The following is a 25,076-nucleotide window of genomic DNA, read 5'->3' as shown; positions in this document are numbered from 1 at the left end:
GTTATCCTCTAGGCAACTCAATTTCCTTATGGTCACGGGATTCTTTGTACAAAATAATAGTGCTCCCGATGATCTGTACAAGCTCAGAACCTGTCTCCGCGGCCAGTTCTTCCGCAATTTCATGCTTGTCGTCCAAACAGTTGTTCAAAATTTGTACTTTCATCAGCTCACGCTTTTCAATCGCATCGTTGATGTGACGCATAAGATGCTCATTCGTACCGTTTTTGCCTACTTGAAAAACCGGGTCCAAATGATGCGCCATTGAGCGCAGATATCTTTTTTGTTTACCTGTTAACATGTATATTTAACCCCTTCGTCGCCACATATGCAATGCAGCATTTCCATAATTTTAATGTACCCTCTTACTTACGACAGGCTACTCAGCACAGCCGCTCTCATTTGCTCTACAGCAGGGACAACCCCTGTAAAATACTCAAAAGCCACAGCCCCCTGGTACACGAACATGCCCAAGCCCCCATGTACAGTGCAGCCGCGCTGTTCACGGCTTTCCTGTAAAAGTCTCGTTTCCAACGGGTTGTAGATCAAATCACTCACAATGATTCCCTCCGGAATCAAGCTCGTTTCCAGTGGAAGTTCATCCGATAAAGGAGACATTCCCACCGAGGTTGTGTTAATCAAAACATTCACTGTGGCGAGCACGCTCTTGGCATCCTCGTTGGAATAACCCCTCACTGGGATCGCTTCCGTCGTCCACTCTAATGCCAGTTGCTCAGCTTTGTCACGTGTTCGGTTCAAAATAATGACCGATTCCGGCTGCTCCTCCAACAGAGCATGAATCACGCCACGAGCAGCCCCTCCGGCTCCAAGCACAGCAATTCTTGCTCCATTCAACTCAACAGAAGTCTCTTCTTTGAGGGAACGTACGTAGCCAATTCCGTCCGTGTTATACCCCTTAAGCCGTCCATTATCATTTACTATCGTATTGACAGCGCCAATGAGTCTGGCACCTTCATCAATCTCATCCAGATATTTCATAACCTCGACTTTATGGGGAATCGTCACATTGACTCCGCGGAAATGCAAAGCGCGAATCCCCTTCATGGCATCTTCCAGCTGATCCGGTTTTACATGAAGAGGTACAAAATCTCCTTCAATCGCCGCTGCCTGCAAAGCTATTTTATGCATAAGAGGCGATTTGGAGTGCTTGATTGGATCACCCAATACGCCCAATAGTACAAGACCTTGTTCAGTCGCTTCAGACTCCCCGCTGTTCATCGTCGCTCTCCCCCATATTGCAAAATATTAGGCCGCACAAATACATGAATGGCGGCAGGAACCAGTACAGTACCTGTTCCTTGCCGCCCTATAACATGGTTACAGCAACGTTATATCAACGCAGGCCGCAAAAGCACACGGACTCCCCGAGGAGCATGAATCGCAACCAGAGCTCCGTTCTCGCTATTTACCCTGATCCATCCCAAGCCGGAAATATAGATGTCCGATGGAGACTTGCGTGGCACGCGGAACTCATGTCTTGTCCATTCCGGCATCTCTGCCAATTGATCGCGTGTTGGCGGAGATAACAATTCCCCGGCATGATCAGCGAACAACTGATCAGCTCGCTCCAGCTTCGTGCGATGTATCTTAAGACCACCGTTAATGTAGCAGGTAAAAGATTGGTGCTGACCGTCGACAAAATCAAATCGGGCCATACCGCCGAAAAACAATGTTTGTCCGGCATCAAGCTGATACGCAGCAGGCTTCAGCGGCTTGTCCGGCATAATAGCGCTCAAGTCCTGACGGGAGACGATCTCACTGAATCGCCAAGGGTATACAATACCCGGAGTATCAATAATGTGCTTGCCGTCGTCGAGCGGAATATTCACCATATCGAGTGTAGTTCCCGGGTAACGGGACGTTGTGAGCTCCTGCTCCATGTCGCTATAATCACGAATCAAACGGTTAATGAGCGTGGATTTACCCACATTTGTCGCTCCAACCACATATACATCGCGGTTACCACGGAGCTCAGATACCACATCCAAAAGACGGTCAAAGCCCTGATTTTTTTTAGCTGAGCACAGTACGATTTCTTCCGTGCGAAGCCCTTGTTCCTTCGCTTGCTTTTGTACCCAGTTACGTATCTTGTTCCAATTCGTTACCTTAGGCAGCAAATCGGTCTTGTTTACAGCCAGTATAACCGGATTAGAGCCTACAAAGCGTTGCAGACCGGAAATCAAGCTGCCTTCAAAATCAAAAATATCTACAATGTGGATAACGAGTGCATCCTTGTCGCCAATCTGGCTGAGCAGCTTCAAAAACTCATCTTGATCCACCGTCACTGAAGACGTCTCATTATAGTTTTTGATTCGGAAACAACGCTGACAGATGACAGGTTCGCGAGTAAGCAATTTTTCAGGAATAAATCCCGGAAGCTCCGGGCTAGTGGTCTGCACGGTTATACCGCAACCACTACATTTGACGGCAGTGCCGCCGTCAGGTCTTTCAGTCATTCTTCTTTTCCTCCTCAAGCCATAAGCCTTTCTTACGTAACCTTGTGAGCGCGATTCGCTCCAACCGCCGATTAAATCGAGTCATGACTCCTTCATCATGAATGGATATCGGTAGCACCAACACCGTATGCAACCCCAGTCGGTTACCTCCCAATACGTCCGTCAACATTTGGTCTCCGACCATAATAGTTTCTTCCGGAGTCAGCCCCATCATACGGATGGCTCTACGAAAAGACGAGTTGGAGGGCTTCCGTGCGGCATGTATAAATTCAATGTCCAAAGGCGTAGCAAACACGGATACACGGTCCATATTGTTGTTAGACACGATGACAAGCTTAAAACCCGCCTGTTTGACCTTCTCAAACCAGGCCACCAGCTCGGGAGTTGCATTCGGCGCTTTTGCGCCGACCAGCGTGTTATCCAGATCCGTAATAATGCCGCGATATCCTTGAGCATATAAGCCTTCAAGATCAATATCAAAGACGGTATTCACCCGTAATTTGGGCATCAGCATTTCAAACAACGTCGGTCACCTCAGTTTCATACGACAAACTATACCATATTACTATGGCTTAGTAAAAAGCTATCCGCAACAAACGGACAGCTTTTTCACTAAATATATAGCTAAAGATTAAAATAGACGTTTTATCCAGCCTTCTTTGTGTAACAGAGAGGCTTGCTTGCGAACCATATGCCAATCTTCTGCGGTTACGGATGAGGGACTATAACGCGCCTGTTCAAATCGTCCAAGCAGCTGATGTAAAATTGAAGCCTGTTCCGGTACTTCTAGCGACCATCTATCAACTGATTCCCTCAGTGTTTCGTGACTGGCGCGGACAAATCCCCTTCTTCGCATGTACCTTAACCAGTGCTCAGTTTCGACGACCACCTTTTCATCCGGAGTCAACGGCTTACCTCTGCGTAAACGCAGCAGGTAAAAGTGAAGGTCTGCCCGATTACGCCAGACGACATAAGCAGCCCACAACAGCAGAATTGCAGCAGCAGAACCTATAATTACAGGATGAATCTTTGAAGCTTCCTCCGGATTAGTCTGCGGGGTCTGCTCAGGCTGTTCCGGTTCAGACTGATCTTTAACCTCTGGGGCTTCTGGAGTCTTTGAATCCTCCTGTTCCGTAAGCAGCGGCATATCAAAGCCAGGCGTTGCTTCTACAGGAACCCAACCGTATTCACCTAAATATACTTCCGCCCAGGAATGAGCATCCGCATTTGTCACGGAGTAAGAGGACATATTTTCGTCACCTTCACCCGTTGTTGCATCATCTGAAAACGTCTGCTGACCAGGTGCATACCCTTTAACCCAACGGGCCGGAACCCCAACGGAGCGAGCCATCATGACTAATGAGGTGGAATAATAATCGCAATAGCCCTCCCGAATCTCAAACAGAAAGGCATCCACAAAATCTCTGCTTCTTTTCCGTGAGAGATCCGGATTGTTCGTATATGCATAATTTTGCTGCAAATACTGCTGTAGTAATCCGACTTTTTCATATGGCGTTTTCGCCGTTGACGTTACGTTCTGAGCCAAATCACGAACCCGCTGTGGCAACTCATCTGGAATTTGTAGATAGGCTTCCTGTTTGTTTTTTCCGTACAACTCATTAAAAGTTTTTGTGCGTAGCTCTTTCTCAGGGATCACAGGGACATGCGATACCAGAGTATACGTTTTAGGATAAGCAGTTCTTCGGGAGGATGGATTCCAAAGCAGTTCCGCCTGTTCCGGCTTCCAACGTAACCCGTCTGCCCGTGAATCTCTGTCCACCGATTGAACACGCTGCACCGAATAAGCGCCAAATAGAACAGGATAGCTTTGGTCGTTTTGCATCGTAATGGTCTGAACGACCTGCTCAGTCGAATGCCGCGTTTCTTGTGTGTTTTCAAGCTCTGCGGTCATTGGAACATCATTTAACGTTTGATCATCGTTGCCCTTGTCACTCCAGCCTGTACCGGAATAGGTTCGTTTCGTTTCCCCCCGCCAATAGCTTCGTTGAGTGGTCGTGATGGTCATGACAGGAGAATAGTCAAAATTAAAACCTCCCCCCAACCGATTATCCTGGCGACTATAACCCGATGCAGTGTTCATCCGCTGATCCAGTGCCCCAGATCCATTGTTGATCCCGGCGGTAGTTGAGCTATTTCTCTGGGTCCACGCTGTATAGGGATCCGTCAAAGCGGGCTGTACCTCGGGCATATTGACACCAGCCATAATAATGAGCGCAAAAATGACCGCAATATTGGCTGCTATTTTATATGGATAGCGCCGAATATGCTTCCATCCTTGAGGATAATGCTGCCGAAAATACTGCAGATGCTGTGTCACCAGCCAACCCATACCAGCAAAGACGATCCAAGCAACCTCCTCCCACAGCACAGTTGGCGTGAAGGAATCAAGTACTGCCAGCGCGGCAATGTTAATACCCACAAAAACAAGAATCCGCTGCTTCGTTGTAACGATGAGCGGCACCATTTCAATAACTAGCCAAGCAATGAGGGAAAACCAAATATAAGGTGACATATTGGAAATAAACTGGTCCAGGCGATTGGCTACCCCTCCGAAGGGGATAATGATTGAATAAGACACCAATGTCCGATACAAAATAAAAAACAGCGCCGCCGCCTTAACAATAAATTCAATCCAGGGACGAACTGGTAGTACAATCTTCACCAGAGCCAGCATTGTAATGGTCATTAGTACGAGTGCTCTTGTCTCTTCCAACCATAATTCGGAAGCAAAAGAAACCCATTGCATGGCAATAATAATAATCCATAAAAATGTAAAAGCGGGGACCCAGGAACCCTTTAACGATTGTAACCAGCTCTTCATAGTGTCCCTCCCCCCATTACAGCCGGGAGCTCTTCAAGGCTCTCAACATCGTAGCCCTTAATTCCCCTTGCACGAAGCATGCTCATCCATTCTTCAACTTCTCCCTCAGCAGAACCTTCTCCGATATAAACGTGGCACGGAGTCATCCCCCGGGTATCGGCCCAGCGAAGAAGCTCCATCGCCTGATAATCCTTCAGCGGACTAATCAGTATAAAATAACAGCCTTGCGGAAACTGGCGCACACTGCTTTCTACAGCGGATTTCAAGCTACCTTGTGAAGTGGTGTGTATGTCTACCAAGTGATGCATCATTCGTTGTCGTTCCATTGTCTGCTCACTTGGTTGAAAGACGGTGCCTTTCTCTCCAGCTGTGCACAATCCAACCCCCATTCGCTCCCGTCCACCATATTCCAGCAATGAAGCGGTAGAGGATACAGCTAGCTCAAACTGTTCGGCGTTCACATAATGCTTCATGTGTACGTCCAGCACAAGCATCGTTTTAGGAACGGTCTCATGCTCAAATTCCTTGGATTTCCAGCTACCTGTACGCGCCGTCGCATTCCAGTGGATGCGCGAAAACCGATCTCCATATACATAATCCCGTACACCGTTAATTTGTGTCGTTTCACGCCGCGTACGAGTTTGAACGGTCTGCGGTCCAGACATCCTTGAGCGACGGTCATTCATCTGCCAATACGGAATGAATACCGTTCGGGGCAGAACCCGAAATTCACCGCGTGCGTTCAAGCTGCCTTTGTGCTCCAACAGACCGAAGATGTCCTCACTCACACATTCCGTTTCCTCAAAGTGATAGCTTCCTCGCTCTAAAGCGGGAGTCTGAAATGTAAGCTTACCGCCCCCTTTTAGACTGGGAATGACACTATCCTCAAACGACCAGGACTCACCTGTATGTCGCTTAAGGACCTCACGGACAATGACATAGGGTAACGGAAGAAATCCAGGAATGCTGAGGCTCAGCTTTACATGCACCTGATCTCCTGCATGCAGCAGTTCTCCAAAATCCGAGCCTTGCGAAAGCTGCCGGGAGCCTTGCACACGGCGAACTCCGCTCAGACCAACGATCCATAAATAAACGATTAACAGCGTAACCATAGACAACAGCATGACCGACGTCTTGCCGCCCTGAAACAACAAATATAGCAGGCACACCACCCATATGACCATCAGAAGCCAGATGCGGCCTGACAGCCGGGGAAGCCTGCGCTTCCTTTTGACCATATTCATTACCTAAGGACGCTCCATTCGTACGGGTACATGTACCTGCCGAAGGACAGCCTCCAGCACGGACTGGGCATTGGAACTATCCAGGCGCGCCTCGGGACGCAGCAACAAACGATGCGTTAGCACATAAGGTGCCAGCGCCTTCACATCATCAGGCAGCACATAGTCACGGTTGTCCAGAAAAGCGTATGCCTTCGCAGCCATTACAAAAGCAAGGGCCGCCCGAGGGCTAGCTCCCAGCAGCACAGATGGATGTTCTCTTGTCGCACGTACGATATCAAGTAAATAGGACGTCACTGCTTTGTCCATATAAATCCCTCTAATTTCCTGCTGGATGTCAGCAATCTGCTCCATATGAGCTACAGCCTCCAGACGATCTGCTGGCTGGCCTGCCTGATGATGGAGCAGCATGTTTCGCTCCGTCTCCATATCAGGATAACCCAAGCTGATTTTGAGCATAAAACGATCTAACTGTGCTTCCGGCAGCATATAAGTGCCTTCAAAATCAATCGGGTTTTGTGTCGCACACAACATAAAAGGATGAGGCAACATATGAGTGTCCCCATCCACCGTCACACTGCGTTCCTCCATAACCTCCAGCAGAGCTGACTGGGTTTTCGTCGTCGCTCGGTTAATTTCATCCGCCAGCAAAATATTAGTCATCACAGGACCCGGACGGAAATAAAAACGCTCGTCCCGTGGATGAAATATGGATACCCCTGTAATATCACTCGGGAGAATATCAGGATTACATTGAACACGGCGGTAATCACCGCGCATGGATTTGGCAAGAGCCTTGATCATTTGCGTTTTTCCCGTACCCGGAACATCCTCGATCAGAATGTGTCCACCCGCCAGCATAGCCGTAAGCAGTAATTTTATTTCAAAGGATTTACCTAATATACATGATTCCAGATTAGAACGGATTGCAGATACAATCTGCACAGATTCTTGACGTACGGGCATAGCTCTGTAAACCTCCTAGATAGCAACCTGTTTCCTATTATTGTACATGAAGGTAGGCACAGAGTACACTCAACCCCCTGCCCATATTATTCAAACTCCATCCTTCTTTCGATCTCTCATGTGCAGAACAATTAAAAACCCTTCGGTCATTAGATCCGAAGGGCACATGTATACAATTATTTATCTTACGATGTCAAATCTAAAGTACGCTGCTTTTATATGCTTCCTTTTGGACGAACAAACAAGCATGCCAGAAAAGAGAAAATAATCGCAGAGGAAATCCCTGCACTTGTCAGACTAAAAATCCCTGTAATGACACCCAACCATCCGTCCTTCTCCAATTCGGTTAATGCGCCGTGTACAAGTGAGTTACCAAAACTGGTAATTGGAATGGTCGCACCCGCCCCTGCAAATTTAATAAGCGGATCGTATATCCCAACAGCATCAGCAATTGCACCTGCAACTACCAACGTACTCATCGTATGTGCCGGCGTCATTTTGAACACATCCATCATCAATTGGCCCACGACACAAATGGCACCACCCACTAAAAAAGCCCATAGAAATATCATACTGTTCCTCCCGCCTCAAAAGCTACAGCATGTGCAACACAAGGAATGCTCTCACCCTGCTGTGTAGTCAAAGGAGATAATAACGCTCCAGTCGCCACCACCAGTACCTTTTGTAGCTCTCCTTTTTCGATCCGCTTCAACAAATGCCCGTAGGTTACAACAGCCGAGCAGCCACAACCACTGCCTCCTGAAATGACTTTCTTTTGCTTATTAATGTCGTAAATCAGTAAACCGCAATCATTAAATTCCGTCTGATTCATATCAAACCCATCTTTTTTGAGCAACTCCTTGGCAATCGGCAGCCCCACAGAGGCTAAATCGCCCGTTACAATGAGGTCATAGTAACTAGGGTCACGGCCAGTATCTCGAAAATGAGACAACAGCGTATCCGCAGCCGCGGGAGCCATGGCTCCACCCATATTAAAGGGGTCTTTAATGCCCATGTCCATTACACGTCCAATGGTAGCACAATCCACCACCGTCCCTGACTTGGCATGGCCCACTATTGCGGCGCCGGAACCGGTAACAGTATACTGAGCCGTAGGAGGCTTCTGCGATCCGTATTCATTAGGATAGCGGAATTGTTTTTCCACAGTACAATTATGGCTAGTCGTACCCGCCATCACGTAGTCACCGGCCTCTGAGTCCACAATAAGTGCGGCTAAGGCTAAGCTTTCCATGGATGTTGAGCATGCTCCAAAAACACCCAAATAGGGAATGGCCAGCTTGCTAGCCGAGAAGGAGCTACTGACAATCTGATTCATCAGATCACCACTAATAAAAAACTGCACTTCTTCTTTGTTCAAATTGGCATTAATTAGCGCCAGCTCTGTAGAGTGCTCAATCAATCTACGTTCCGCTTTTTCCCACGTTTTCTCGTTGATTTCTATATTGTCATAAATATAATCAAAATCTGTGGACAACGGCCCCTCTCCTTCATCCGGGCCCACAACAGTGGCACTTCCAATGATGCGTGGTCTCGATTCAAACTTCCAGGTTTGTCCTCCCTGTCTTCTCATAAGTGATTGCCTCCTACACCAAGGATGGCATATATAACGCCTATGATAAATGCAGCCACCACCCCGAATACGACAACCGAGCCTGCCAGTTTGAACATATTCGCGCCCACTCCGAGCACCAGCCCCTCAGAACGATATTCCAATGCAGCCGAACACATGGAGTTAGCAAAGCCTGTAATTGGCACAGCGGTTCCCGCTCCCGCCCATTGGGCAACCTTATCGTAAACCCCGATACAGGTTAATATGACCGCCAGCAAGATCATCATAGATGAGGTCGGCGGGGCGGCCTCCTTGGCTGATATGTGCATCCCTGCCATAAAAGCCTCCTGAATCGCCTGTCCAATCACACAGATCCCGCCTCCAACCAGAAAAGCGCGCACACAATTGGCAAATACTTTTCTCGAGGGCTCATGCTTTTGTGAAATATTCTGATAGTCCTTCTCATTTATGGACAGCGGCGACGTATTGGTACGAAAACCGCGCTGCCCGGATTTAGCTGGCATCATTCACCACCCCTTATCTGTAAGTTTTCGCGCTTGGCGGTTCGAATTGCTTGGGTCTTTTTCATTATGAGCTTTTTGGAGAAATGTTATGTCAGGAAAATGATATCGTGGACATTCCGTACAAATCCATTCATACTAAATACATGACGACCACTGGTTAATTAATAAGGAGTGAGGTATACATCATGGAATCAAAAACATTGGAATTGTTTAAAACCTTAACGGAGTTTCCTTCCATTCCTGGGCATGAGCGAGAGTTACGGGCATGGGTTAAGGAACGGATATCCGGCTATACCGATGAAATCGTGCAAGATCGATTGGGCAGTCTTTTTGGGGTGCTACGCGGTCAAGAGAGTGGACCACGTGTAATGGTGGCAGGCCATCTGGATGAAGTCGGTTTTATCGTGAATGGTATTACGGAAAATGGAATGATTCGTTTTCAGCCGGTTGGAGGCTGGTGGAGTCAAGCCATCATGTCACAACGTCTTCAAGTATTGACTCCAAAAGGCCCAGTTATCGGTGTAGTTGGCTCTATCTCGCCTCATTTGCTGGATGAATCGCAACGCAGTAAACCTATGGACATCAAGCATATGTATCTGGATATTGGCGTAGACAGCAGACAGGAAGCTCAGGATCTGGGGATCGTACCAGGAACAGCCATAGCGCCAATCTGTGATTTCACACCACTGGCAAATCCTAAAAAAATCATGGCTAAAGCGTGGGATAACCGCTACGGTGTAGGCTTGGCTATTGAACTGCTTGAAGCGTTACATAAAGAAAAAGACAAGCTTCCCAATACATTGTATGCGGGGGCCACTGTTCAGGAGGAAGTAGGACTGCGCGGTGCACGCACAGCGGCCAATCTGATTCAGCCCGATATTTTCTTTGCACTGGATTGCAGTGCAGCCAATGATATGGGCGGTGACCCGAATGCTTACGGACACCTCGGTAAAGGCGCACTGCTGCGGGTATTTGATCCGGGTATGATTACACACCGCGGGATTGTGGAATACGTGCAAGACATGGCGGAAACTCACAAAATCAAGTATCAATATTTCATCTCCACAGGGGGAACCGATGCAGGCCAAGTGCACTTGAGCGGAATTGGCGTGCCATCCACCGTCATAGGCATCTGTGGACGATACATCCATACTTCCTCGTCTATTATTCACACTGATGATTATGATGCAGCCAAAGAGCTGATCATCAAGCTGGTTCAAAACCTGGATCGTACAACGCTGAATACCATTATTGAACGAGCTTAAGGTGTAATAGAGAATCGCTATCTATAAAAAACAGTCAAGACACGTACAACGTGCATTGACTGTTTTTTTAATTTAATAGAAACAAAAGATAGAACATTTCAAATCAAATGCTTATAACGAAGCAAAGCAATCACTACAAGTACAGCAGTTAGAGCAATGCAGACGTTTTCTACCTTAGCTCCCTTCCGGGTTCCGGTACTCATCAATTTAAATCGCAGCTTCCATTTGAACGGCGGCAAAGGTTTAATTCCATTATTCGTCAAGGAATCTGCCAGTAAATGCAGCAAGTACGCCATACCTCCAGCCAGCCATATGCTGTCACCGTGCAAACGTGTTGTACCATAAAGCAGCGCAGTCCATGCGACTGTCCCGTATACCGTATGAGTTAACCCCCGGTGTGGGACTAGCGTACAAATGATCAGCAGACACCCAGCGATATAATTCCACGGTGCATATGATTCTCCATACCAGGCGAGGCCGATACCAATTAGAAAGATAATAACCTTGCGCATGGCTCGTGAAGGCATAAAAGAAGCACTAATCATCAGCAAAGCCAGAACAAGATTCCATGGCGGCGGAGCCAAACGGGTGAAAAATACCCAACCAGCAGCCCCAATCATTAGAAGCTGTACGAATCTAAGCATTTTGGTTGGCAGCGCACGGCTCACGAGCATGGAGTTAGGCTCGTCAATATCCGGCAACAGTGAACCGACCACAGCAGCTGCCACGGCAGCCGGGGTCACTTCGTATCCACTTAGAGCTAATACCGACAGGGAGACCCCGGTTCCAATAATCAAATGGGCTCTTCCCATCATGGTGCAAAACATCCTTTCGTTGCAGCATACAACAGAGTTCAACATCACTCCATTTGAATCAGCATGATTCGATTGTATACGACAAACAAAAGGAGAACAATAGTTCGCTTATTCTATTTAAAAGACTTCATTCAAAAGTCCTAGTTTAATCGCTCTAAAGTATTTTACTGGCGGTGCATAGAAGACATTCGTCCTTATTATTAACCCCCTCCTCTGTCCTTACTCTCCAGTCAGCCCTGTCCTGTGTTATAAGGATACATCTTCCTGAACTTATCGGCTGCCCTGCAAACTTTCTGCGAAAAAGAGCACTGTTCAACCATATTCAAAAAAACAAGACATATGGCCTATGAGTAAGTTGACAAACATCTTCAATATTTTCTTTTTGCCTTAAAGTCCTATTGTACAATTTGAAATATTAGGTAATATAGTGTTTATATTTACTATATGAATCTATTAAATGAATAAGGAGGAAATGATTATGCAAAAAAAATCGACGTTCCGAAAGTTCAAAACCCTCGGTCTGACATCGTTGTTAAGTCTTGTATTATTCGCCCTTCCCGCTTCAGCTGCTTGGAATGATACATACACAGGCTACGCCACATATACGGGATCAGGTTACTCTGGAGGGGCATTACTACTTGATCCCATCCCTTCGGATGCCAAAATCACAGCGCTTAACCGCACACAACTGAATTATAACGGAATCAAAGCTGCATTAGCCGGAGCCTATTTGGAAGTTCAAGGTCCCAAAGGGAAAACAACCGTATATGTAACTGATCTTTACCCCGAAGGTCCAAGTGGCGCACTCGATCTGTCCCCGAACGCGTTCAACCTGATTGGCAATCAATTAGACGGAAAAATTAATATTTCGTGGAAAGTTGTCAAAGCTCCTGTTAGCGGCAATGTCTCCTACCGTATCAAAGAAGGCAGCAGCCAATGGTGGGCAGCCATTCAAGTACGCAATCATAAATATCCGGTCTTGAAGATGGAAGTCCAACAAAACGGACAATGGCTCAATCTCGAAAAACAGGATTACAACCACTTTTTGGGTACCAACTTAGGAAAACAGCCTCTGAAAATAAGGATTACGGACATTCGTGGTGCCGTGCTCAACGATACCATCCCAGCTCTAGCGGAAAGTGGCACAGGCCAAGCCTATATCGTTAAAGGTAACGTTCAATTTCCAGACTGATGAAGTACTGCCTCTCTTTGCTTACGTTATTTCAGGATCGATCCCCTAGGCTAATGGGAGTGTTTTACTTCTAGGCCATTTTCCCCGGGGAAACGGTTTTCCGTAAATCGGTAAAAGTTTCAAACCAGGCAAAAAAAGCGCTGATCCAGGTAGGCCCAGCGCTTTTTCGTGGTTTCGGATTACGAACTTTCGTCAGGCCAAACAGGCCGGGTTGGCGACTTATTTCCTGAAATGACGCATTCCCGTCCGTTCGCCTTTATTCTTACTGGGCCGTTAAAATCAGCGGTCCGTCCGGCGTGACTGCGATCGTATGCTCATATTGCGCTGACAACTTGCCGTCGGCCGTCCTCGCCGTCCACTGATCGTCGTCGATCGTGATACGAAACGTACCTTCGTTGACCATCGGTTCAATCGTAAACACCATGCCTTCCTTTAACCGAATGCCTTTGCCGGCTACGCCGATATGCTCGTAGCTCGGCTCCTCATGCAGGCTCCGTCCGATCCCGTGGGCCAGCAGATCGCGTACGAGCGAAAACCCGTTCGCTTCCGCATGCTGTTGAATCGCCGACGTTATGTCGCCGAGCCGGCCCCCAGGGAGGGCCCGGGCGATCCCCAGATCCAAGCATTCCTTTGTCACCTTCATTAATTTTTGCGCCTCCGGCCGGATATTGCCCACCGCATAGCACCAGCACGAATCGCCGAACCATCCGCCGTATTCCACGACGATGTCGAGCTTCAGCAAGTCGCCGTCCATAAGCATCTGGTTCGAAGGAATGCCGTGAGCCACCACATCATTGACCGAAATGCAGGTTTCGGCGGGGAAACCGTTGTACCCTTTCGTAAACTGCTTGCCGCCCAGCTTGGTGATGTGTCTGGCAACAAAGTCATTGATTTCCCGGGTGGTGATCCCAGGCTCGATCAGTTTGGCCACCTCGCGGTAGCAGTCCGCAACGATTTGGCTCGCCGGCTTCATCTCTTCGATTTCCCTAGGTGATTTTAAAATAATCATCTTTGTTTGTTCGCTCCTTATCCATTCTATAATTTTAAAAGTCGGACGATATCCCTGGCCTCCTCGTGCAGCTTTCCGCGGCGAAGCGAAAGCGCGGCGCAACCGACCAAAGCGGCCAGCAGCATTTCCGCGCGTTGTAGCCGATACGACGGCTCCGTCGCGTTTTCGCCGGAAGCGGTAGACCCGCCCGCCACACACCCGGTTTCCAGCAGCGCGGCAAACGGCGCGAGCACCTCCCGGAGAAAGGCGGCCGAGAGCGGGGCCGAGCGCGCTTCAGGTAGCGAGGCAAAGCCCTCACCGGCCAGCTTATTCAGCAGGTACAGGGCGTGGTCCTCCGCCCAAAGCTGCAGCAGCCGGACGCTGGCAGCGGCAACGGGGCCAAGCTCTGCGACAGCCAAGTTCCCAGTGTCCGCCGCATCAGCCAAGCCAAAATGCCCGCCCGCCGGCGCCTCCCCCGAAGCCGAAACGTGCGGGACCTCCGGCGGAACCTTCAGCGGAGCCTCTAACGAGGCCTCCAGCCATCCCCCGGCCCGCTCCAACGCATCCCATAGCAGATCGTAGAGCAAATTGCCCTTATTGCTGTAATAGTGGTATACCGTGCCATAGCCGAGTCCTGCCTGCGCAGCCACATCGCGGATTTCCAGTAAAGGCCCTTTATTCAAAAATACATCGGCAGCGGATTTCCGGATTTGCTCCAGACGCCGCAGTCGAATCTCTTCGTTTTGTTCCTTCGTGCGTGGACTCATCTCGTCCGTTCACCTCTTTTATTTTTGACCTACTATTATGTCAATATAAAACATTGGCATGCAAATAACAAGAGATTAGCTGAAGGATTTCCGGCTCAACCTAGAAATCGGTACTTGACCAACGGGTTAGCTGCTTAACGAAAAATCATTATTTTTCACAAAGAATCGGTTTGTTCACTGTCCTGTTCACAAGATCACACGTATAATGAATACATAAATAGGGTGTACTTTACAGCTACGTGCACACAGACAGGAGGCCTGTTCAAATGAGCAATTTCAAAAAGCATCATAAGCTTCACAGCAAATTGCTGGTCAGCATTACGTTATGTATTACGCTAACGTTGCTGGTATCCACCACTGTGTATTATTTTTACTATATTCGTGTGGAAAAGGAGCAGGCATTCGAGGCCAATCACAACAGCTTGACGTTGAGAAGCAGAGAGGTTATTAACATGACATCTATCGCTCAATCGTTGGCATTCCAAATGTATCGCAGCAGTACCCTATCCAAGTTGTTGTATTATCCCAAACCTAATGTATATGATGTAACCGCCGCCATGACCGAATTGAACAATTATCTTAACTCCATGCCGTATATCGAATCCATCTACGTGTTTAACCCTAAAAGCGGCACCTTCTACATTGCGTCTTCACAAGGTCAAAACGGGTTATTTAGCAAACATGAACTGGCTGATACAGATATCATTCGCGTACTGGATCATTATCAGGACTATAAACCCTTTACGCCTATTCCACGCACGTATCCGCTGCTGACTGCCTCAGACTCCAGAGCTGGAGTAGAGCAAGCAAGCCCAGATATCGCAGCCTATACGTATTTATGTTATGACGCAATTAACTCGAACGAAGCGATAAATTCGGCTGTGATTGTGAATGTGTCGGCGGCCTGGATGAACAAGGAAATGGCGGCGAATCCAATCTCAGGCGGGACCGCTTATATTTTAGACGATCAGGGCAGGCTGTTGTCTGGTACAACATTGACAGACGAAACTTTGAACGAAAAAGAGCAGCTATGGTTGCATACGAGAGTCAAAAAACAAGAAACAGGCTATTTTGTAGAAGACTTTCATGGTAAAAGATCACTCATTTCCTACACCTCCCCGGACGGACTAGGTTGGCAGTATATTAGTGTCACACCATATGAAAGCGTTATCAAAATGGCGAGTGTTATTCGTAATGCGATGTTACTGATAGCCGCCATCATTGCATTGGCAGGATTCGTGGCTTCGTGGCTGCTGTCCAAAATGCTGTATACGCCTATTGGCCAAATCGTTGTGCATATGAATTCACTGGAATCGGAGAAACGAAACAGTATGTACACGATCCGGCAAAACATTTTAAGAAATGTGATTCGGGGAATTCAAAATATCCCTGCCAGTGAAGAACCGGAACGATTGCGCGAGCTTGGGATTACGTTCCAGTTCGACAAAGACTACCGCCTTGTGCTGCTACGCATAGATGAATATACCCGATGGCAAAGCGAACGTGGACCTGATCTGCTACCCTATAAGTTTGCAATTATGAACATTGCTTCTGAAATATGCGGACAGACGTACCGGGTGGAGACTGTTGATATGGATGAGGACAGTGTACTGCTGATGCTTAACATTCTCGATCCCGCAGAACATACAGACACTGTACTACTAGAAACTTTATTACGCCAAATACGCGAAGCTTGCTTTGAATATTTGAAGCTGAGCGTTTCACTGACTTACAGTGCCATCACGAGTCAACCAGAACGGCTACATTTGCTGTACCGCCAGGTACAAGACGCATCTATGCACCGATTTTTTCAGGGACATGGCTGCATTATTAATGCGCAAAACACTACAGACGAAGATATCCAAAATACTTACGTATATCCAGCCGATAAAGAGAAAAAAATGCTGGATATGCTACTGTCTGGTCATACGGAGGATGCACACAGTATGATCAAAGAATTATTGATGCATATGGAAAAATATCCGTTTTCCTCTATTCGAGAGGCGATATCCCGGCTCATCATGAGTGTGAATAATGCTGTTCGGCATATCAGTGAGCTCAATGGATTTGCTATAGAATCTAAACCTGAATTACCATCCGCAGATCGGTTAGAGACCGCTGAAAACCTTATTGATCATTATCAATTGGTCTTTGATCATATTCGCTCCAGTCTATCGGAAAAACGAAACACGAAACAGGAACGTTTGGTGCGACAAATTAATGAACGAATGGAGCAGGCCTATACGGATCCCAATTTTTGTCTCAATCAGATTGCGGAAGAGCTGGATATGTCGCCGATCTATGTCAGCAGGCTATATAAGCAACAGACCATGTCTACTATCGTGGACGTCATCCAACAACTCCGTATTCGCAAGGCCTGTGAGTTACTGGAACAGACCGACTGGTCCGTGGCTGACGTAGCAGAACAAACCGGATTTGCAAGCAGCTCTTATTTCCATCGCATGTTCAAACGTAGCTTGGGCGTAACACCGACAGATTTTCGCCGTTCTAGAGCAAATGCGCAATAAGTAAACTGACATCAAGAAAGCAAGCCTCCAACTTTCTGGAGACTTGCTTTTCTTCTTTATCACAATTCTTTAGGTTTTATTTAATCCCCTTCTCCTTTACATAAGCTTCCCATTGTTTTGTATATTCGGTTTGAATTTTCTCCAAACCAGCTTGGTTTGCCTTTTGCAAGAAGGTCTGCAAGCCTTGATCTACATTGTCGATCAGTCCAGCTTGGAGTGGATACAGATATTGCTTCTCAACCTGTTCTAGAGCTGCTTTTTCTGCTTGGTAGGTTGTGTAGTCCTCTGCAAAGCCGGTAAACAGGTCAGGCTTCTGAATTTTATCCAGCTCAGCAAAAATCTTTTTCACACGGTCAAAGCCTGAATCAAACAGCATATATTCCGGGTTACGCCAAGCCCAACTGTTCATACCTTCGCGTGAAAATCCATTAGAACTGCCGCTACCTATCATATGGTAGTAACCATCTTTGACTTCGTAGTTTTTGCCTTCAATACCATATTGCGTGAGCAAGTTATAGCGTTTGTCCGTCACAAGCTTTTCATAAAAAGCTAATGCGCGCGCCGGATTTGGGCTGCTTTTTGGAATTGCAAAGCCGTTATGAATCGGATGCACTGGAGTTGCATAACCTGTCGTCAAAGGGAATGGGTAATACTCGAGCTTCCAGTCCGGGTGAGATGCTTTGAGCTTAATGACCATATCATTAAACCGGGTTGGATTGTCACCGAAAATACTCGCTGCTTTACCAGAAGTCACTTGATCCTGAAGCGTATCTTTTACGTTTAATACATTTTTGGGAATGAATCCTTTATCGGCCCAGCGTTTGTAAGTATTCAGCTCTTCTTTTTGCTCATCCGAGCCCCAAAATTTATAAACCTCTGTTGGTTTTTCATATTTAATACCAATGCCATAAGGCAAGGCACCTATACTCTTCGTTACTAATTCGGTATATCGGTCATGTAGATTTCCCTTGATATCGCTGTTCAGAGATACGGTTTTCATATTTGGTTCATGCTGACGTATCCCATCCATATAAGCCTCGTAACTTTTGATATCTGTCGGTTTAGGCAAATTGTACTTCTCTCGTAAATCCTCACGCCATACAAAGCCGTTAGTGACATACTCTTTATACGTGCCAGGCACGGTATAAATTTTGCCTCCGATTTTAACTCCATCCCACATGTCCTGAGGCACAAATTTTTGCAGGGCAGGTGCGGCCTTAGGCAGCAGATCGTCTAGCGGCAGGAATGCGCCCTTCTTGGCATAGGCCTGATACTGCGTCCAATCTGCAGTGAATATCAGGTCGATAGGCTGACCCGAAGACAATAACAGCTTATATTTTTGATCCCAGTCTGTCCACGTCGTATAGTTAAATTTGACGGTGGCATTCAGATCTTTTTCCGCCAACTTATTAATCTCTGCCTCAATGGTAGACAGATCCTTAGGAGCATCACCCAGCATATAAAATTGCAGCTGCACTTTTTGGGATTTATCATCCTCTCCATTTGCTTTTTGTGCGCTGTTTCCGCTACCGCCTCCACATCCGGCTAATAGCGCCATGATGACCATTACTGCAATCAGGATGGACATGCGTTGTTTTCTTTTCTTTGTGAATGTCATGTGAATCCTCCCTTTGAAATGGTAGTCTGTTTAAATAAAACGCTTACAAAAAGTGCTGCTTTGATGGCATACCGTCAGCACGTTATGCCATCTCAGCCCGTTAGTGTCGCTTCAGCCTTTTACCGCGCCAATGGTCAGCCCCTTGACAAAGTAACGCTGAATGAACGGGTACAGCAGCAAAATGGGTCCAGTAACCACGATCGCCATTGCCATTTTCGTCGATTCTGTCGGCATATCACTGGAAAGGGATACGCCAGTACCTGCACCCATTTGAGCGATAAATTGCATGGAGTTAATTACATTATACAGATAATATTGCAACTGGTATTTATGCGGATCGTTAATAAAGAGTGAGGATGAGAACCAGTCATTCCAGTAAGCCAAGGCCAGAAACAGCCCCACAGTGGCAATACCCGGTGTGGATAAAGGCAGTACAATTCGATAGTAAATTTTAAAATCACCTGCACCATCTATTTTAGCGGACTCGAACAGCTCTTCCGGCATGGAAGAACGAATGAAGTTTTTCATTAAAATGATCAGAAACGGAGTCATCAATCCCGGAAAAATAAGCACTGTATACGTATCAAGCAATCCTAAATACTTCGTCAGCATAATGTACCAAGGTACCAACCCGCCCCCGAACAGCGTCGTAAAGTAAATATAGAAGGAAAACGCATTGCGGTATTTAAAATCTTTGCGTGCCAGCACATATCCTGCCATCGTCATCAGGAACAGGCCCAACGTCGTACCTACAACCGTGGTAAAAATCGTCACCCCGTACGCCCTTAACACCTCTTCAGGAAAGGTGAACACCGTCCGGTAACCTTCCAGTGAGAATTGCTGTGGTATAAAGTGATATCCATCCCTGATAATCGATTCATTACTGGTCAGTGAAGCCGAAATAATAAGTAGGAACGGGAGTAAACAAGCAATGGAAGCCATAATGATAATCACATAAGAGATAATTTTAAAAATTCGAGTGTATACATCCTCTTTGATCGCCATCCGTTTGGGTCCTCCTTTCTAGAATAAGGCATACTCGTCGTTCAACTTACGGATGATATAGTTCACGGTCATGATCAGTACAAAGCCGAACAATGATTGGTATACGCCTGCCGCCGAAGCCATACCCACATCAAAAGTCACTTTCAGCGATCGGTACACATAAGTGTCCAAAATATCCGTCGTATTGTACAGCACCCCATTGTTGCCGATTAACTGATAGAAAAGATCAAATTGTCCTTTCATAATACTACCAAGCGCAAACAACAGCAGCACAACGAATGTCGATTTAAGCATAGGAACGGTAATGTACCAGATTCGTTGAAAAATGTTGGCTCCATCCATTTTAGCTGCCTCATAATATTCGTCACTGATACCTGTAATCGCTGCTAGATAGATCACCATACTGTAGCCAAGATTTTTCCATAAATAGAACAGGATAATCAGGAAAATCCATACCCATGGTTTGTTGTATACATCCACGCGTTCACCACCAAGTTGCAGCAGCAGCGTATTCAGAAAACCATTATCATAATTAAATATGTTATACACGATGACACTTAGAATAACGAAAGAAACAAAATAAGGCAGGAACATCACAGATTGAGCGATCTTTTTAAAGTAGCGGCCTCGCAGCTCATTTAGTAAAATAGCGAGAACAATCGCTAACACGTTACCAAGTAAAATAAACGCTGCGTTGTATCCGACCGTATTCAATGTCAGTTTTGTCAGCGTGCCGGATTGCCATAAAAAGCGAAAATTTTGGAGTCCGACGAACTTGGCATCAAACAGACTGGTATTAAAGTCGAACTGGGTAAATGCATAATAAATACCCACCATAGGAATGTAGGAATTAATGAAGAAAAAAATTAAAGTGGGCAACAACATCAGAAATAATACTCGATTGCGGAACAGTTCATAGAAAAAACCGTGTTTTCTACCCGTTCCCAGCCTCTTACCGTTCAGGCGGGAATCCGCTGTAAGCATTGCAGAATTTTTGGGCATAGGCTGATTCAATGTGAGTCACTCCCCCTCTGTATACGTTGCCGACAGCAAGGTTTGTAGCACTGCCGCCGTATAACTATATTTTATGTAAGCGCATTCAAAATAAAAAGTGAAGCCTCTCATGCTTCATGAACAAAGGAGTGACCTGAGGAGTGAACAATTCGGATATTTGTGAAGTTTTATGTAATATGAGGCGTCTGATCGACGCCTTAAACCCATTCACAAAGCATATTTGAACGTTTGAGGCCGTCCTTTACTATCATGTAGCTCGAAGCGCAGTTCACCGTCATTTTTGTTCTGACCGATAAACTTAATACCATCTTCCCTGAATCCGTTCAGTTGCTCAGGAGCTAATTGAAGCAACTCATACACCAACAATGACTGGTGGGTTTTAAGATTAATTAATATTAAAAAGCCCTCATCATTCGATCTGGCAAGAATAAACCCCTCGCCCATGCCTTCCACCGCAAAGCTGTCCTTCAAACGACCGGAAAGCTTCCCCATATTCCATATTTCTTTTACAGAACCATTAGCGCCAATCAGGCGAACGGTCTGTCCATCGTTCATGACTGCTTTACCATTATAAAGCTTGATATTGTTGGCATTAAAATTCCAATAATGAGCCTTTGCCTGACGAAGTACCTTGCCTTTCTGGACGAACAGCGTATAAAAATCGTCATTAATCATGGGCTCGCCATACGCTTGCCATACCGTAACCAAATCTGCATCCTCCGTAACCTTGGTTGATATGATTTTCGTCATGCCAAAATAATCTTCTTTCAATTTAATATTTGTTGGACTAAGCGCACGGATACGGCCGCCATCCTCTTTATGGTACAATACTCCGCTGCTTGCATCCAGCAAATAGCCCTTGCTTTCCTCCGATTCCCCAACCAACTGAGGATAGCTTATGCTAGCCATTCGTTCGTTTTTCTTCCATTCGAGCTTGCCTCCGACCACATCACTGATAAATGCCAGAGGAACATAAAGCGTTCCACGAATGCTACTGGCTGAAACGTCGTAAGTAACCTTCCTGTTATGTACAAAACCTATATTGGAGTTAGCCTTTATTCGACCGGAACCCAGACTGGCTATACCATTGGTAAGTGTAAGCGTCTGTGTTTTGGGGTCATAATCCGTGGCTATTCCTGGCAGAGCAGCATCTGTAATAGGAATCATGACCTGTCCCTTGTTTATGAATGACTCTCCTTTGGGAAACGACATCATATTTCCGTTAAAATAAACACGGACACTTGCAGTTCTCTGACCTTGCTTTATAGATGCAGAAGTTCCCGCTGCCTGAGCAAACTCTCCATCGTTCAGTCCGATTGCCACACTTGCCAATAAAACAAATGCAACTATTATCCGCTTGGCAGACTTATACCGTTTGACATTTTGAAGCTGGATCATGCTTGACCCCCTCCTTATAGATCAAATTCGTTTCAGCCGAACCCGTTTCATTCTTCCTAAAAATTCGCCGGACAGGTGTTAAAATCCTCTAAAAAAGGACCCTGCTACCTGCGCAGAGTCCTTGCTTGTACCATATCCTATTTTCAAGCTTGCCGTACTACTCTCACTCTGCGATTAACCAAATAAATGCTAAGCCCGATTAAGATCAACCCGATCAGCAGGAAAGCCGTGATCGCTTCGCCCAGCACCAACGAGCTGACAAACACCGAGATCACAGGCACCAAAAACGTATAAGATGCAACCTTGCTCGCATCGCCTGAGTTAACAAGTGTGAAATACAGTAACCAGGAAAGTGAAATTCCCAGCACCGTGCCGAATATCAGCCCTGACACATACGGGACATTCCATACGATATCCGCCCAGCTTTCCGTCACCGTTCCAGCTCCCGTCAGCACGATGCCTCCCAGTGTACATTGAAATGCAACCAGCCACAGCGAATCCACACGCTGGTTTACCTTTTTCACATATACCGTTCCCAATGCCCAGCTCACGGCTGTAATAATGGCGAGGATTACACCTGCCACAGCCACATGTCCTGAAAATCCGCCGACACTGACAGCCGCAACGCCCAAAAATCCGATGACCAATCCAAGCACTTTAAGTCTGGACATCGCTTCCCCTAGCCACATCCATGCAAAAATGCCGACCAGTACAGGCTGGAGATATACCAGCACAGAAAACAAGCCAGAGGGGACGTACATCAGTCCCACCGTTTGCAGACCATAAAACAATACCACGTTAAAAATACCTGAAATAGCATACACCCGCCAATTTTCTTTCCAACGAATGCGATTCCATCTCGGTACTAAAATCACTCCCAATAGCAGACCGCCCAGCAGTGTACGTAGTCCTGCAAACAATAGTGGAGGTGTGAATTCCAATGCAACTTTATAAATGGGCCAAGAAATGCCCCACAATACAACCAGTAGCGCGATCATCATCATCCGCTTGGCTGTCGTTAACTCTCCCATGACGCTATCGCTCCTCTATGAAAAAAATCACTAGACTTTATATACTACGCCTACAGAACAACTTTATCAAACAAAAAATATGTAGTGGAAAGCTCACCTTTCATGCCCGCTTGTTCATCGAGGCATATCTTCGGACAGAGGAATCCAGTCAGTTGCCTATGTTACAATATACCAAAAAGACAGATAAGGCTTATAAGGATAGGAGGTTGTCTGCACTTGATTTATATTATCAAATTTTTGTACAGCTTTGTGCTCCCTCCCGGTTTGTTCATCCTCGTGATGGCAGGGCTCGTGATTTGGCTATGGAAAAGGGCACGTAAACCTGCGGTCGTACTGCTTCTTGTCATATTGCTGCTGTATGTTTCCTCGACCAATTTGGCTGGAGATTTGTTAATCAGTAGCTTAGAAAAACAGTACCCACAGCCCCGTACCATTCAAGGCGATGTCATTGTCGTACTTGGGGGCGGAGCCACAGAAGGAACCCCCGACATCAATGGACAAGGTAATCTGCTAGGATCTGCGGCCAATCGACTGCTCACTGCGGCCAGATTGCATGAAGCAACAGGCTTACCCATTCTTTTCTCCGGCGGGCAAGTGTTTGGAGACAGTGGTAATGAGGCGAATATTGCACAAAGGCAGTTGCTAGGACTCGGTATTCCGGCAAAGGACATTCTGATCGAAAACCGTTCTTTGAACACACAGCAAAATGCCGTATATACATCGCAAATTTTAAAAAAACATCAACTCACTAGGCCTGTTCTGGTGACCTCCGCTTTCCATATGCCACGTGCTGCACTGGAATTTCAGCGTGCAGACATGCAGGTCGTAGCTTATCCTACCGACTATCTGGCAAGTGAAGAGCTGTCACTGTATGCTGGCAAACTCTCGCCGTCTGCTGGGGCCATGTCTACAACCGGAACAGCCTTCAAGGAATACCTGGGAATCCTTGCATTAAAGCTTAAATAATATGATGTCTAATCGTATAGCATCACACAGCACAAACAAGCGTCTTGCGCTCGCAGGTATAAGCCTGTAAGCTAGCAAGGCGCTTGATCTACCATTACATATTCTAATCCAAGAAAATATCCGAAATTTGTTCTTCCGATATGACCTTAAATCCTTCCTTTTTTAACAAAGCCGAGGTTACCCCGTTACCAGCTATTTTACGATTTTCGAATGACCCATTATATATTGCTGCTGATCCGCAGGACGGGCTGTTTTCTTTTAAAACAACATGCGTTGCGTTAACCTCTCTGGCTATATTCAAGGCTTCGTACGCACCCCTAATGTACATATCGCTGACATCGTTGCCTGAAAACTCGACCACCTTAGCTGTGCCGTTCAGCACATCCTCGCCTGTCCCTCCAACAATCTCAGCAGGCTCTCTCGGAGTCACAAAGCCCCCCAAAAGCTCAGGACAGATTGTCACAGCTTTCTTTTCCTCTACCAACTTCTGAATATGTACATCCAGGCTATCCGTCCCGTTATATCGTACCTTCATGCCTGCCAAACACGAACTTACCAGAATCATTAGTTCCACCTCATATCCATTGTATTCCTATTAAGTAGTTAAAGTATAAACAAATTTCCTCGTAGAGTCATCGTACGAAAATTTTGACTCGCCTCTACGTCCGCGTTCCGTAAGAGTGATACGTTTTTGCGTGTTTCTTCAGAGATCGCAAATGCATCAGGATTTCATTTTCTATACAACGGGCTGCAAATGTTGCCAGCTTGGTGCCTTTCCCAGTCTGAAAGCTTTCAATGTCCTTCATCAGGCCGATGGTACCGAAGGATATGAGATCCTCCAAATATTCATTGTTTTATTAATTTAAGAAAGG

23 protein-coding genes and 1 pseudogene are annotated in these 25,076 nt (G+C 46.5%); 4 read left to right on the top strand and 20 right to left on the bottom strand.

All coding sequences use genetic code 11. The annotated features are described in order from the left end of the window. Position 1 precedes the first annotated feature (1 nt). The 10 genes from yhbY to spoVAC all read right to left on the bottom strand — a co-directional run bounded on the left by yhbY (position 2) and on the right by spoVAC (position 9,617). The gene (yhbY, locus tag ACEN8J_RS05605; RefSeq protein ID WP_013311197.1) at positions 2–298 is read right to left on the bottom strand and encodes a ribosome assembly RNA-binding protein YhbY; all 297 of its coding nucleotides are present in this window, start codon (positions 296–298) and stop codon (positions 2–4) included. Positions 299–366: 68 nt separating this feature from the next. Next, positions 367–1,236, bottom strand: a complete 870-nt coding sequence (gene aroE, locus ACEN8J_RS05600) for a shikimate dehydrogenase (protein ID WP_495594330.1) — start codon at positions 1,234–1,236, stop codon at positions 367–369. Between the two features lie 110 nt (positions 1,237–1,346). Next, positions 1,347–2,474, bottom strand: a complete 1,128-nt coding sequence (yqeH, locus tag ACEN8J_RS05595) for a ribosome biogenesis GTPase YqeH (RefSeq protein ID WP_069010449.1) — start codon at positions 2,472–2,474, stop codon at positions 1,347–1,349. Further along, the gene (locus ACEN8J_RS05590) at positions 2,467–2,997 is read right to left on the bottom strand and encodes a YqeG family HAD IIIA-type phosphatase (protein ID WP_013311200.1); all 531 of its coding nucleotides are present in this window, start codon (positions 2,995–2,997) and stop codon (positions 2,467–2,469) included. Before ACEN8J_RS05590 ends, yqeH begins: the two co-directional genes overlap by 8 nt. Positions 2,998–3,105: 108 nt before the next feature. Beyond that, positions 3,106–5,316: a transglutaminase TgpA family protein gene (locus tag ACEN8J_RS05585; protein WP_029515380.1), complete on the bottom strand. Its 2,211-nt coding sequence runs from the start codon at positions 5,314–5,316 to the stop codon at positions 3,106–3,108. Next, on the bottom strand, positions 5,313–6,560 hold the full coding sequence (locus ACEN8J_RS05580) for a DUF58 domain-containing protein (protein WP_318627844.1): 1,248 nt from the start codon (positions 6,558–6,560) through the stop codon (positions 5,313–5,315). Before ACEN8J_RS05580 ends, ACEN8J_RS05585 begins: the two co-directional genes overlap by 4 nt. A gap of 3 nt (positions 6,561–6,563) precedes the next feature. Continuing rightward, positions 6,564–7,523: an AAA family ATPase gene (locus ACEN8J_RS05575; RefSeq protein WP_039272322.1), complete on the bottom strand. Its 960-nt coding sequence runs from the start codon at positions 7,521–7,523 to the stop codon at positions 6,564–6,566. Between the two features lie 215 nt (positions 7,524–7,738). Next, entirely contained in the window at positions 7,739–8,095 is a 357-nt protein-coding gene (gene spoVAE / locus ACEN8J_RS05570) for a stage V sporulation protein AE (protein ID WP_013311204.1), read from the bottom strand. Further along, on the bottom strand, positions 8,092–9,114 hold the full coding sequence (gene spoVAD, locus ACEN8J_RS05565; RefSeq protein ID WP_029515383.1) for a stage V sporulation protein AD: 1,023 nt from the start codon (positions 9,112–9,114) through the stop codon (positions 8,092–8,094). The genes spoVAE and spoVAD overlap by 4 nt, the downstream gene beginning before the upstream one ends. Beyond that, complete coding sequence (gene spoVAC, locus ACEN8J_RS05560; RefSeq protein ID WP_029515384.1) at positions 9,111–9,617, bottom strand: stage V sporulation protein AC; 507 nt, start codon at positions 9,615–9,617, stop codon at positions 9,111–9,113. Before spoVAC ends, spoVAD begins: the two co-directional genes overlap by 4 nt. Before the next feature lie 185 nt (positions 9,618–9,802). Here spoVAC and ACEN8J_RS05555 point away from each other — a divergent pair, with 185 nt between their 5' ends. Continuing rightward, positions 9,803–10,882, top strand: a complete 1,080-nt coding sequence (locus ACEN8J_RS05555) for a M42 family metallopeptidase (protein ID WP_069010446.1) — start codon at positions 9,803–9,805, stop codon at positions 10,880–10,882. A 98-nt stretch (positions 10,883–10,980) separates the two neighbouring features. Here ACEN8J_RS05555 and ACEN8J_RS05550 read toward each other — a convergent pair whose 3' ends face one another. Then, on the bottom strand, positions 10,981–11,697 hold the full coding sequence (locus tag ACEN8J_RS05550) for a metal-dependent hydrolase (RefSeq protein ID WP_495594329.1): 717 nt from the start codon (positions 11,695–11,697) through the stop codon (positions 10,981–10,983). A 478-nt stretch (positions 11,698–12,175) separates the two neighbouring features. Between ACEN8J_RS05550 and exlX the strand changes: the two genes are divergently transcribed. Beyond that, positions 12,176–12,889 carry an expansin ExlX gene (gene exlX / locus ACEN8J_RS05545; protein ID WP_029515387.1) on the top strand — a complete coding sequence of 238 codons (714 nt, stop codon included), beginning with the start codon at positions 12,176–12,178 and terminating at the stop codon, positions 12,887–12,889. Between the two features lie 262 nt (positions 12,890–13,151). On the opposite strand, the gene map is transcribed toward exlX, so the two are convergent. Then, the gene (gene map, locus ACEN8J_RS05540) at positions 13,152–13,898 is read right to left on the bottom strand and encodes a type I methionyl aminopeptidase (RefSeq protein ID WP_029515388.1); all 747 of its coding nucleotides are present in this window, start codon (positions 13,896–13,898) and stop codon (positions 13,152–13,154) included. A gap of 26 nt (positions 13,899–13,924) precedes the next feature. Next, entirely contained in the window at positions 13,925–14,644 is a 720-nt protein-coding gene (locus ACEN8J_RS05535) for a TetR/AcrR family transcriptional regulator (protein ID WP_241113378.1), read from the bottom strand. Between the two features lie 266 nt (positions 14,645–14,910). Between ACEN8J_RS05535 and ACEN8J_RS05530 the strand changes: the two genes are divergently transcribed. Continuing rightward, a complete protein-coding gene (locus ACEN8J_RS05530) occupies positions 14,911–17,172 on the top strand; it encodes a helix-turn-helix domain-containing protein (RefSeq protein WP_069010441.1) in 2,262 nt (753 codons plus the stop codon). A 76-nt stretch (positions 17,173–17,248) separates the two neighbouring features. Here the strand turns inward: ACEN8J_RS05530 and ACEN8J_RS05525 are convergent, their stop codons facing one another. The 5 genes from ACEN8J_RS05525 to ACEN8J_RS05505 all read right to left on the bottom strand — a co-directional run bounded on the left by ACEN8J_RS05525 (position 17,249) and on the right by ACEN8J_RS05505 (position 23,238). Beyond that, positions 17,249–18,790, bottom strand: a complete 1,542-nt coding sequence (locus ACEN8J_RS05525; RefSeq protein ID WP_029515391.1) for an extracellular solute-binding protein — start codon at positions 18,788–18,790, stop codon at positions 17,249–17,251. Between the two features lie 111 nt (positions 18,791–18,901). Continuing rightward, positions 18,902–19,795, bottom strand: coding sequence for a carbohydrate ABC transporter permease (locus ACEN8J_RS05520; RefSeq protein WP_029515392.1), 894 nt, complete (start codon positions 19,793–19,795; stop codon positions 18,902–18,904). An 18-nt stretch (positions 19,796–19,813) separates the two neighbouring features. Beyond that, positions 19,814–20,809: an ABC transporter permease gene (locus ACEN8J_RS05515; protein WP_029515393.1), complete on the bottom strand. Its 996-nt coding sequence runs from the start codon at positions 20,807–20,809 to the stop codon at positions 19,814–19,816. 207 nt (positions 20,810–21,016) lie between these two features. After that, the gene (locus ACEN8J_RS05510) at positions 21,017–22,207 is read right to left on the bottom strand and encodes a copper amine oxidase N-terminal domain-containing protein (RefSeq protein ID WP_029515394.1); all 1,191 of its coding nucleotides are present in this window, start codon (positions 22,205–22,207) and stop codon (positions 21,017–21,019) included. Positions 22,208–22,350: 143 nt separating this feature from the next. Beyond that, positions 22,351–23,238: a DMT family transporter gene (locus ACEN8J_RS05505; protein ID WP_029515395.1), complete on the bottom strand. Its 888-nt coding sequence runs from the start codon at positions 23,236–23,238 to the stop codon at positions 22,351–22,353. A 216-nt stretch (positions 23,239–23,454) separates the two neighbouring features. Here ACEN8J_RS05505 and ACEN8J_RS05500 point away from each other — a divergent pair, with 216 nt between their 5' ends. After that, positions 23,455–24,204 (top strand): YdcF family protein, encoded by a 750-nt coding sequence (locus ACEN8J_RS05500; RefSeq protein ID WP_495594328.1) that lies wholly within the window; start codon positions 23,455–23,457, stop codon positions 24,202–24,204. A 103-nt stretch (positions 24,205–24,307) separates the two neighbouring features. On the opposite strand, the gene ACEN8J_RS05495 is transcribed toward ACEN8J_RS05500, so the two are convergent. Both ACEN8J_RS05495 and ACEN8J_RS05490 read right to left on the bottom strand, forming a co-directional pair. Beyond that, entirely contained in the window at positions 24,308–24,769 is a 462-nt protein-coding gene (locus ACEN8J_RS05495; protein WP_049816884.1) for a 2-thiouracil desulfurase family protein, read from the bottom strand. A gap of 124 nt (positions 24,770–24,893) precedes the next feature. Next, positions 24,894–25,052, bottom strand: a pseudogene (locus tag ACEN8J_RS05490) (sigma factor); the annotation flags it as partial. Positions 25,053–25,076: the final 24 nt, after the last annotated feature.

It is taken from the genome of Paenibacillus sp. Paensp38, from assembly GCF_059491915.1.
The sequence above is the reverse complement of the archived record's forward strand: the minus strand, read 5'-3'. Positions and strand labels throughout refer to the sequence as shown.